Source organism: Variovorax sp. GW821-FHT10C12 (genome assembly GCF_059415405.1).
In genome coordinates this window covers 563,889-573,450 of sequence record NZ_JBWKNE010000003.1, presented here as the reverse complement: position 1 = coordinate 573,450, position 9,562 = coordinate 563,889, and the positions used below count along the sequence as shown (strand labels likewise).

The following is a 9,562-nucleotide window of genomic DNA, read 5'->3' as shown; positions in this document are numbered from 1 at the left end:
CCTGCGTTCCAGGATGCTTCTGGACCGCCCGCGGGGCGTCGTTCAACGTTCTTTTCGAGAGCAAAACACAGCGTATCCGACCGGTTCTACCCATCCCGCGAAATTGGAAACAAGACGTTCCAAAGCGTAGTCGGCAAGGTTTAGCTACGGAGACTGGGTACCCTCCGTCCGTTCCAGGCAAGAGCCGCCAGCGGTCATGCCTCAGTTGCAGTCCAGCATCACCCGCCGCGCCGCCGTCTTGCCCTATGGCTTCCGCAGGCATACTGACACCCCTTTCAACAGCAGGTCTTCAGCACCCTTTCTGAATCATGAGCATCCTCAGTGAATTCAAGGAGTTTGCCGTCAAGGGCAACGTCATCGACCTCGCCGTCGGCGTGATCATCGGGGCGGCGTTCGGCAAGATCGTCGACTCGCTCGTGGCCGACATCATCATGCCGCTCGTGGGCATGGTGTTCGGGAAGCTCGACTTCTCGAACCTCTACGTGATCCTGGGCACGGTGCCGCCGGGCGTGGCGAACACGCTGGCGGAACTGAAGAAGGCCGGCGTGCCAGTGCTGGCATATGGCAACTTCATCACGATTGCTGTCAATTTCGTGATCCTCGCCTTCATCATCTTCATCATGGTCAAGCAGATCAACAAGCTGCGCAAGACCGAAGAGGCGGCCCCCGCAGCGCCGGCCGCCACGCCGGAAGACATCACGCTGCTGCGCGAGATCCGCGACAGCCTGAAGCGCCCCTGAGCTTTTCTTACTGGCCGCGCGCTCAAGCGCCGGCCAGCGTTCGCGCCATGCGCAGCGCCTCGACAAGGCTCGAGGCATCGGCCACGCCCTGGCCCGCAATGTCGAACGCCGTGCCGTGATCCGGGCTGGTGCGCACCAGCGGCAGCCCGAGCGTCACGTTCACGCCCTTCTCCACCCCGAGGTACTTGACCGGGATCAGGCCCTGGTCGTGGTACATCGCGATCACCACGTCGAACTCGCCGCTGGACGGCACGCCGGCCTTGGCGCGCGCACGCATGAAGACGGTGTCGGGCGCATGGGGCCCGTGGGCGTCGATGCCCTCGGCGCGCGCAGCCTCGATGGCCGGCGCGATGACGGTGCGCTCTTCCGAACCGAACAGGCCGCCCTCGCCCGCGTGCGGGTTGAGCCCGGCCACACCGATGCGCGGCGGGCGCCCGAGCGCGTGGGTCAGCGCGCGATGGGTGATGCGCAGCGTGTCCAGCACGCCGTCGAAGCGCACGGCCTCGATGGCGTCGCGCAGCGACATGTGGATGCTCACGAGCACGGTGCGCAGCTCGTCGTTGGCCAGCATCATGCGCACGGGCACGTCGGCCACGGTGCGGCCCAGGTGGGCGGCGGCCTCGGCCTGCAGCAGCTCGGTATGGCCGGGGTACGGAAAGCCAGCCGCAGCCAATGCCTCCTTGTGCAGCGGCGCGGTGACAAGGGCCGAGATCTCGCCGCGCAACGCGGCGCGCGCGGCCCACACCACGCAGTCGCCAGCGGCGCGCCCGGCTTCGGCGCTGATGCGCCCTTGTTCAATGCCCTGAGGCGGCGCGATCACCTGCAGCACCGGGATGCACCCCGGCGGCACGGCAACCGCTTCAGCGACGCTGGCGATCTCCACGACAGGCCACCCCAGCCGCCCCGGCGCCGCGAGCGCCTGCGAGGCGCTGCGCAGCGTGCCGACGTCGCCGGCCACGAACGCACCGCGCACGGCGTCAGGCGCGTCGCGGAAGGCCTTGGCAATGATCTCGGGGCCGATGCCCGCCGGGTCGCCGAGCGTGATCGCGATCGGCGCCTTCATGCGGGGTTGTCGATGTCGATGAATTCGTGCTTCAGCCCGAGCTGCGCCGCCACATGGGCGGCCACGGCCTGCGCGCCGTAGCGCTCGGTGGCGTGGTGGCCGCAGGCCAGGAAGGCCACGCCCAGTTCGCGGGCGTAGTGCGCCTGCGGCTCGGAAATCTCGCCGGTGATGAAGGCGTCGGCGCCGGCCGCGATGGCGGCCTCGAAGTAGCCCTGGGCGCCGCCCGTGCACCACGCGATGTTCTTGATCGGACGATGGACCGTGTCGACCAGCGTGACGGGCCTTTTCAGCACCTTCTCGACATGGGTCGCCAGGGCCTTGGCGCTGGCGAAGTTCTCGCCGTTCTCGCGCGCGCCCAGGAAGCCCAGCTCCTGTTCGCCGAAGCGCCCCGCCGACCCCGGGTGCGCCACGAGCCCCAACTGCAGACCGAGTTGTGCGTTGTTGCCCAGCTCGGGGTGCGCGTCGAGCGGCAGGTGGTAGGCGAAGAGGTTGACGTCGTCGCCCAGCAGCAGGCCCAGGCGCTGCTTCATCCAGCCGGTGACGCAGCCGTCCTGGCCGCGCCAGAACAGGCCGTGGTGGACAAAGATGGCATCGGCCTCGGCGTGGATCGCGGCCTCGATCAGCGCGCGGCTGGCAGTCACGCCCGAGACGATCTTGCGGACCACGGTGCGCCCTTCGACCTGCAGGCCGTTGGGTCCGTAGTCCTTGAAGCGCCCGGGGGCCAGCAGCAGGTCGAATGCGTGAAGCAGTTCGTGGCGTGTGGTGCTCATCGCGACATTGTCGCGCTCCCCGCGGCCGGCGCGCCATCGCGCATCGGGTGGCCGCGTGCGGCCAGGGGCCACAGGGCCAGCAGGAAGCCCAGCGCCGCCAGCGCGGCGACGTAGTGCGCCGGTGCCATGGTGTCGTGCTGCAGCCAGAGCGTGAGGATCACCGGCGTCAGGCCGCCGAAGACGGCATAAGACATGTTGTAGGCGAACGAAAGCCCCGTGAAGCGCACCGGCGCCGGAAAGGCGCGCACGCCCGCGATCGGCACCGTGGCGATGGTGCCCACGAACAGGCCGACCAGCCCGTAGTGCCAGAACAGCGTGGCCGGCGTGCCGGGCAGCCCGGTGTAGAACAGGTAGGCGGTGGCAAAGAGACCGCCCCAGCCGATGAGCATCACGGCGCGCGTGCCGATGCGGTCGCTGGCCCAGCCGACGATCACGCAGCCGATGGTCAGGGTCAGCGTGGCGAGCGCGTTGGCTTCGAGCGCCAGCGCGGCCGGAATGTGGTGCACCTTCTGCAGGTAGGTGGGCGTGTACAGCACCACCACGACGATCGCGGCCGACAGCACCCAGGTCTGCAGCCCCACATACACGCTCGCCAGGCGGTGCTCGCGCAGCACGGTGCGCAGCGGCAGCTCGCGGGCGACCGTCTTGCGGCCGGCCAGCTCCTTGAAGACCGGCGTCTCGTGCAGGAAGCGACGCAGGTAGACCGAGAACAGCCCGAACACGCCGCCCAGGATGAAGGGAATGCGCCAGGCGAAGTCGTGCACCTGCTCGGGCCCGTAGTAGCGGTTGATGGCCACGGCCACCAGCGAGCCCAGCAGGATGCCGCCGGTGATGCCCGAGGTCAGCGTGCCGATGCCGAAGCCGTAGCGCTTCGCCGGCACGTGCTCGCCGACGAACACCCAAGCGCCGGGCATCTCGCCGCCGATGGCCGCGCCCTGCAGCACGCGCATGGCGAGCAGCAGCAGGGGCGCCGCGACGCCGATGCTCGCGTAGGTGGGCAAGAGACCGATCACCAGCGTGGGCGCCGCCATCAGGAAGATCGACAGCGTGAACATGCGCTTGCGCCCCAGCAGGTCGCCGAAGTGCGCGATGACGATGCCGCCCACGGGCCGCGCGAGGTAGCCCGCCGCGAAGATGCCGAAGGTCTGCAGCTGGCGCAGCCAGTCGGGCATGTCGGCGGGGAAGAACAGCGCGCCCAGCACGGTCGCGAAGAAGACGTAGATGACGAAGTCGTAGAACTCGAGCGTGCCGCCGAGGGCGGACAGGGCCAGGGTCTTGTAGTCGCGCGCATCGAGCGTGCGCGCCGGAGCGGGCGTGGTGCCGTCCGTGTAGGTAGCTTCTGAGGTCATGGCAGGCAGGGGGATCGTGGCCGCTCGCCTGCCTTGAACCGGATAGGGGCAGAGCGTGGCACGCCGACGAAGGGATCGCCTGGCCGCGTCCGCCGGGTGGGCGGCGCGGAAGGCCTGAGGGGGCGATCCGGGTCGGATCGCCTGCCGATACTAAGGGTTAGCCCGTATTCACGCCCCGAAGGCCGCGCAATCTCGACCCTGCCGCGCGGTCTATGGCGCCAGGCCGGTTGAGGGACAATTGCAACCGGCGCCCTCTTTCAGCGCTTTTCCAACGCTCTTTCTTCAAGCTTTCATGAAACGCACCTGGCTGCTCTTTGCCCAAGCCGTGACCGTCCTGCTGGCGGCCTACTTCGTCGTCGCGACGCTCAAGCCCGAGTGGATCCACAAGCGCTCGACCTCGCTGGGCGGCGTGGTGTCCATCGTGGAAGCGCCCAGCGGCGCGCCGGCCGTGCCCGCCGCGGGCAGCCTGAGCGCGGCGGCCAAGAAGGCCTCGCCGGCGGTCGTGAGCATCAACACCAGCAAGGCCGCGCAGCGCCACCCGCGCAGCAACGACCCCTGGTTCCGCTTCTTCTTCGGCGACCAGGCCGACCAGCCCCAGGTGGGCCTGGGCAGCGGCGTCATCGTGAGCCCCGACGGCTACATCCTCACCAATAACCACGTGGTCGAGGGCGCCGACGAAATCGAGGTCACCCTGAACGACAGCCGCCACGCGCGCGGCAAGGTGATCGGCACCGACCCCGACACCGACCTGGCGGTGCTGAAGATCGAGCTCGACAAGCTGCCGGTGATCGTGCTGGGCAACTCCGACGAGCTGCTGGTGGGCGACCAAGTGCTGGCCATCGGCAACCCCTTCGGCGTGGGCCAGACCGTGACCAGCGGCATCGTCTCGGCGCTGGGCCGCAACCAGCTGGGCATCAACCAGTTCGAGAACTTCATCCAGACCGACGCGGCCATCAACCCCGGCAACTCGGGCGGCGCGCTGATCGACGTCAACGGCAACCTGCAGGGCATCAACACCGCGATCTACTCGCGCTCGGGCGGCAGCATGGGCATCGGCTTCGCCATCCCGGTGTCGATGGCCAAGATCGTGCTCGAGGGCATCGTGAAGGAGGGCCAGGTGCGCCGCGGCTGGATCGGCGTCGAGCCGAGCGACCTGTCGCCCGAACTGGCCGAGACCTTCGGCGTGAAGGCCGACGCGGGCGTGATCATCACCGGCGTGCTGCAGAACGGCCCCGCCGCCAAGGCCGGCATCCGCCCGGGCGACGTGATCACCTCGGTGGGCGAGAAGAAGACCGACAGCGTGCAGGCCCTGCTGACCGCCGTGGCCGGCCTGAAGCCGGGCGACACCGCGCGCTTCGCGCTGCAGCGCGGCACCGACAAGATGGAACTGGACGTGACGCCAGGGCTGCGGCCGAAGAGCCCGATCAGGCAGCAGTTGCCCAACAACGAATAGACGAAGCAACGCAAGACGCGGCCGAGGCCGCGGAAGGCAAAAAGAAAGCGGCCCGAGGGCCGCTTTCTTTTTGGGCAAGCCGCCGGGGCGGAGCCGATCGATCCGGGGGATCAGGAACTGCCGGAAGACCCCGACCCTGCGCTCTCTTCCTCACCCTCGGGCGCCTTGCCGGCCCCCGCGAAATAGCGCGCCCCGATGATCCCCACCTCGTACAGCAGGCACATCGGCACCGCCAGCGCGAGCTGCGAGACCACGTCGGGCGGCGTCAGCACCGCGGCCACCACGAAGGCGATCACGATGAAGTAGCCGCGGAACGAGCGCAGCTTCTCGATGGTGACCATCTCGAAGCGCACCAGCAGCATCACCACGATCGGCACCTGGAAGGCCACGCCGAAGGCGATGTACAGCGACAGGATGGCCTCGACGTAGGACGAGATGTCGGGCGTGGCCGCCACCGCCGCGGGCGTGAACTTCTGGATGAAGCCGAACATCTTGTCCAGCACGAACAGCTGCACGAAGGCGATGCCGCCGTAGGCCAGCGCGCTGCCGAAGAAGATCAGCGGCAGTGCAAAGCGCTTTTCGTGGCTGTACAGGCCCGGCGCGACGAACATCCAGGCCTGGTACATGAGCCAGGGCAGCGCCAGCAGCACGGCCGCCATCATCAGCACCTTGAGCGGCACGAAGAACGGCGAGAACACGCCGATGGCGATCAGCTTGGCATCGGGCGGCATGTGCGCGCGGATCGGCATGGCGATGATGTCCATCAGCCCGCCCGGGCCGGGCCAGATCGCCAGCAGGATGCCCGCGACCGCGAGGCCGTAGACGCAGTACAGCAGCCGGTCGCGTAGCTCGACCAGGTGCTGCACGAACGGCTGCTCGGTGCCCGCCAGCTCGTCTTCTTCTTTGTTCTTGTTGTCGGAATCGGCCATGGGGAAAGGAGAAAGCTTGGGAGACACAGGCGCACGGGGCGCCCGGGAACGCCGCAGGGCGTGCGCGCGTACGTCAGTTGATCTTGTGGGGGCGGAAGCGGGCGACCCGCGCCGCGCCCGACAGCGCCTTGGTACGCACGCCGTTGCGCGCCTTGTACCAATTCGGCGTGGCGCCCTGCTTCAGGCGCCAGTTCTTGCGGGGGTGCCTGTATTCGGGCACCGCCTGCTCGGGCTCGGCCAGCGCCGACAGGGTGTCGCCGGACGCGCCGGAAAACTGCTTCTCGAACTCGCTGGCGCCGGTGTGGATGCTGTGCTCCACGTCGCGCGCCGCGTCCTCGACCGTGGTCTTCATCTTGCGGAGCTCGTCGAGCTCCATCGAACGGTTGACTTCGGCCTTGACGTCGTTCACGTAGCGCTGTGCCTTGCCGAGCAGGGCGCCCACCGTGCGTGCAACGCGCGGCAGCTTCTCCGGCCCGATCACGATCAGCGCCACGACGCCGATGAGCGCCAGCTTCTCAATGCCGAGGTCGATCACGGATGTGTGCCTGCGGTGCTCAGGACTTCTGGCGCGCTTCGACGTCGATCGTCGACTTGTCGCTGTTGGCCGGCTGGCCGGTCACTTGCTGCGTGGGGGCCGACGTGGTGGAGGCGTCGGGGGAGGCCGAGCCGTCCTTCATGCCGTCCTTGAAGCCCTTGACGGCGCCACCGAGATCCGAACCCATGTTCCGCAGCTTCTTGGTGCCGAAGATCATGACCACGACGAGCAGCACGATCAGCCAGTGCCAGATGGAAAAAGAACCCATGGAGAACTCCTAAGAATGTGTCCGATTTTAGTCGGGGGGAATGTGACAGTTTGGCTTAACCCTGCTCAGCCGCGAAGCCAGGGCCGGGGGCCGCCCATGACGTGCACATGGAGATGGTGAACCTCCTGCCCGCCCTCGGCGCCGGTGTTCACGACGACCCGGTAGCCGCCGTCCGGATAGGGCCGGCAGCCCTGCTCCAGCGCCAGCTGGGGGGCCAGGGTCATGATCTTGCCCATGAGCGCCGAATCCTCGGGCGTGAGCTGGGCCATCGAGGCGATGTGCTTCTTGGGCACCAGCATGAAATGCACGGGCGCCCAGGGCGAGATGTCGTGAAAGCCGAACAGGTCGTCGTCTTCGTAGACCTTGCGCGAGGGGATCTTGCCTTCGATGATTTTGCAGAAGACGCAGTTCGGATCAGATGACATCTTTGGGTTCCATGGGACGGCCGTCGTTCATCCGGATCATGCCTTTCACGATCCGGTAGAGGAACCACAGCGAAATCAGGCTCCAGGCGATCCAGCCCGGCACGAACAGCAGCAGCCAGAGCCACGAGGTGACGATGTACAGCAGGCCGGCCCACAGCACCGAGCGGATGCGCCAGCTGAAGTGCGAGGCCTGCCAGGTGCCGGCCGCGTCGTCGCGCTTCACGAAATCGATCAGCAGGGCGATGAGCAGCAGCAGCACGGAGGCCTGTGCGCCCGGCACGACCGCGCCGATGGCCACGATCAGGTGCAGCACGTAGCTGACCCAGCCCCAGGTCTTGAGGGAGTCGTCGGGTTCCACGTTCACGATGTCATTGGCCATGGTCGATGCCCTTTCAATCGATCAGTCAGTCGTTGGAAGCTTCGCGGGCCTGCACCTTGCGCAGGGCTTTTTCCTCGATGCCGCTGGTGCCCTCGCGGCGTTCGAGCTCCGCGACGACGTCGGCTGGCGAGAAACCGTAGTGGGCCAGCGCCACCATGGTGTGGAACCACAGGTCGGCCACTTCGTTCACTATTTTCAAGCGGTCGCCGCCGTGGTCGGCGTCCTTGGCGGCCATCACGACCTCGGTGGCTTCCTCGCCGATCTTCTTGAGGAAGGCGTCGGGGCCCTTGTGCAGCAGCCGGGCGACGTAGCTCTTCTCGGGGTCGCCGCCGTTCGCGGGCAGGCGGCTCTCGAGCACCGCGGCCAGGCGGGCGAGCGCGTCGGAGGTGTTCGAATCGTTCACTGTGGCGCTCATTTGTAGATCGACTCCGGGTCTTTCAAGACCGGCTCGACCACGGTCCACTGACCCTTCTCGTACTTGCTGAAGAAGCAGCTGTGGCGGCCGGTGTGGCAGGCGATGCCGGGCTCGTGGCCGAGTTGGGTCACCTTGAGCAGGACGACGTCGTTGTCGCAGTCCAGGCGGATCTCGTGCACGGTCTGCACGTGGCCCGACTCCTCGCCCTTGAACCACAGCTTGCTGCGCGAGCGGCTGAAATACACCGCGCGGCCCAGCTCGGCGGTCTTTTCGAGCGCCTCGCGGTTCATCCACGCGAACATGAGCACGTCGTTCGTGCCTTGTTCCTGGGCGATCACGGGCACCAACCCGTTCGCGTCCCACTTCACTTCATCGAGCCAATTCATGGGGATATTGTCGAGGATAGGAAAAGACCCTTCCGGTCCCGCTCAGGCGTCGATGCGCACGGGAATCCCGCGCTCGGCCATGCGCGCCTTGGCCTCGCCCACGGTGTGCTCGCCGTAGTGGAAGATGCTCGCGGCCAGCACCGCGTCGGCGCCGCCCTTCTGGATGCCGTCGGCCAGGTCGTCGAGGTTGCCGACGCCGCCCGAGGCGATCACGGGCACGTTGACCGCGTCGCTCACGGCGCGCGTCAGGGCCAGGTCGAAGCCGCTCTTGGTGCCGTCGCGGTCCATGCTCGTGAGCAGGATCTCGCCCGCGCCGCGGCGCGCCATCTCGGTCGCCCACTGCACCACGTCCAGGCCGGTGTTCTTGCGCCCGCCGTGGCTGTAGACGTCCCAGCCCGCGCCGCGCGTGGCGGCGTCTTCGGGGCTGCGGCGCTTGGCGTCGATGGCGACCACGATGCACTGCGAGCCGTACTTCTGGGCCGCGTCGCTGATCACCTGCGGATCGGCGATGGCGGCCGAGTTGAAACTGGTCTTGTCGGCGCCCGCATTGAGCAGCCGGCGCACGTCGGCCACGGTGCGCACGCCGCCGCCCACGGTCAGCGGAATGAAGACCTGCGAGGCCACCGCCTCGATGATCGGCAGGATCAGGTCGCGGCCGTCGCTGGTGGCGGTGATGTCCAAAAAGGTGAGTTCGTCGGCGCCCTGCGCGTTGTAGCGCGCGGCAATCTCGACCGGGTCGCCGGCATCGCGCAGCTCGAGGAAGTTGACGCCCTTGACGACGCGGCCGCCGGTGACGTCAAGGCAGGGAATGATGCGTTTGGCAAGCATGGGGTGGTGAACCAGGGAGAAA

General features: G+C 67.6%; 13 protein-coding genes. 2 read left to right on the top strand and 11 right to left on the bottom strand.

Going from position 1 to position 9,562, the window contains the following annotated elements:
• The first annotated feature begins 308 nt into the window (after positions 1-308).
• Entirely contained in the window at positions 309-740 is a 432-nt protein-coding gene (mscL, locus tag AC07OH_RS19165) for a large conductance mechanosensitive channel protein MscL (RefSeq protein ID WP_139701059.1), read from the top strand.
• Positions 741-762: 22 nt separating this feature from the next.
• Here mscL and pdxA read toward each other — a convergent pair whose 3' ends face one another.
• From pdxA to AC07OH_RS19150, 3 genes are read right to left on the bottom strand one after another with little or no spacing between them, the layout of a single operon-like run.
• Positions 763-1,803 carry a 4-hydroxythreonine-4-phosphate dehydrogenase PdxA gene (gene pdxA / locus AC07OH_RS19160; RefSeq protein ID WP_495301754.1) on the bottom strand — a complete coding sequence of 347 codons (1,041 nt, stop codon included), beginning with the start codon at positions 1,801-1,803 and terminating at the stop codon, positions 763-765.
• Positions 1,800-2,573, bottom strand: coding sequence for a Nif3-like dinuclear metal center hexameric protein (locus AC07OH_RS19155; protein WP_495301753.1), 774 nt, complete (start codon positions 2,571-2,573; stop codon positions 1,800-1,802). Before AC07OH_RS19155 ends, pdxA begins: the two co-directional genes overlap by 4 nt.
• Positions 2,570-3,922 (bottom strand): MFS transporter, encoded by a 1,353-nt coding sequence (locus AC07OH_RS19150; protein ID WP_495301752.1) that lies wholly within the window; start codon positions 3,920-3,922, stop codon positions 2,570-2,572. The genes AC07OH_RS19155 and AC07OH_RS19150 overlap by 4 nt, the downstream gene beginning before the upstream one ends.
• 292 nt (positions 3,923-4,214) lie before the next feature.
• Between AC07OH_RS19150 and AC07OH_RS19145 the strand changes: the two genes are divergently transcribed.
• On the top strand, positions 4,215-5,375 hold the full coding sequence (locus AC07OH_RS19145) for a S1C family serine protease (RefSeq protein WP_495301751.1): 1,161 nt from the start codon (positions 4,215-4,217) through the stop codon (positions 5,373-5,375).
• A 110-nt stretch (positions 5,376-5,485) separates the two neighbouring features.
• On the opposite strand, the gene tatC is transcribed toward AC07OH_RS19145, so the two are convergent.
• The 8 genes from tatC to hisF form a co-directional block, all read right to left on the bottom strand.
• Positions 5,486-6,304 (bottom strand): twin-arginine translocase subunit TatC, encoded by an 819-nt coding sequence (gene tatC, locus AC07OH_RS19140; RefSeq protein WP_489058954.1) that lies wholly within the window; start codon positions 6,302-6,304, stop codon positions 5,486-5,488.
• A 73-nt stretch (positions 6,305-6,377) separates the two neighbouring features.
• Positions 6,378-6,839 carry a Sec-independent protein translocase protein TatB gene (gene tatB / locus AC07OH_RS19135; RefSeq protein ID WP_062471652.1) on the bottom strand — a complete coding sequence of 154 codons (462 nt, stop codon included), beginning with the start codon at positions 6,837-6,839 and terminating at the stop codon, positions 6,378-6,380.
• 19 nt (positions 6,840-6,858) lie between these two features.
• On the bottom strand, positions 6,859-7,107 hold the full coding sequence (tatA, locus tag AC07OH_RS19130; RefSeq protein ID WP_062471655.1) for a Sec-independent protein translocase subunit TatA: 249 nt from the start codon (positions 7,105-7,107) through the stop codon (positions 6,859-6,861).
• A gap of 65 nt (positions 7,108-7,172) precedes the next feature.
• A complete protein-coding gene (locus tag AC07OH_RS19125; protein ID WP_070059922.1) occupies positions 7,173-7,532 on the bottom strand; it encodes a histidine triad nucleotide-binding protein in 360 nt (119 codons plus the stop codon).
• The gene (locus AC07OH_RS19120) at positions 7,522-7,911 is read right to left on the bottom strand and encodes a DUF4870 family protein (RefSeq protein ID WP_056572726.1); all 390 of its coding nucleotides are present in this window, start codon (positions 7,909-7,911) and stop codon (positions 7,522-7,524) included. The genes AC07OH_RS19125 and AC07OH_RS19120 overlap by 11 nt, the downstream gene beginning before the upstream one ends.
• Positions 7,912-7,936: 25 nt before the next feature.
• A complete protein-coding gene (locus AC07OH_RS19115) occupies positions 7,937-8,326 on the bottom strand; it encodes a phosphoribosyl-ATP diphosphatase (protein WP_495301750.1) in 390 nt (129 codons plus the stop codon).
• Positions 8,323-8,712, bottom strand: a complete 390-nt coding sequence (hisI, locus tag AC07OH_RS19110; RefSeq protein ID WP_095743771.1) for a phosphoribosyl-AMP cyclohydrolase — start codon at positions 8,710-8,712, stop codon at positions 8,323-8,325. The genes AC07OH_RS19115 and hisI overlap by 4 nt, the downstream gene beginning before the upstream one ends.
• A 42-nt stretch (positions 8,713-8,754) precedes the next feature.
• Positions 8,755-9,540 (bottom strand): imidazole glycerol phosphate synthase subunit HisF, encoded by a 786-nt coding sequence (hisF, locus tag AC07OH_RS19105; RefSeq protein WP_056572731.1) that lies wholly within the window; start codon positions 9,538-9,540, stop codon positions 8,755-8,757.
• Positions 9,541-9,562: the final 22 nt, after the last annotated feature.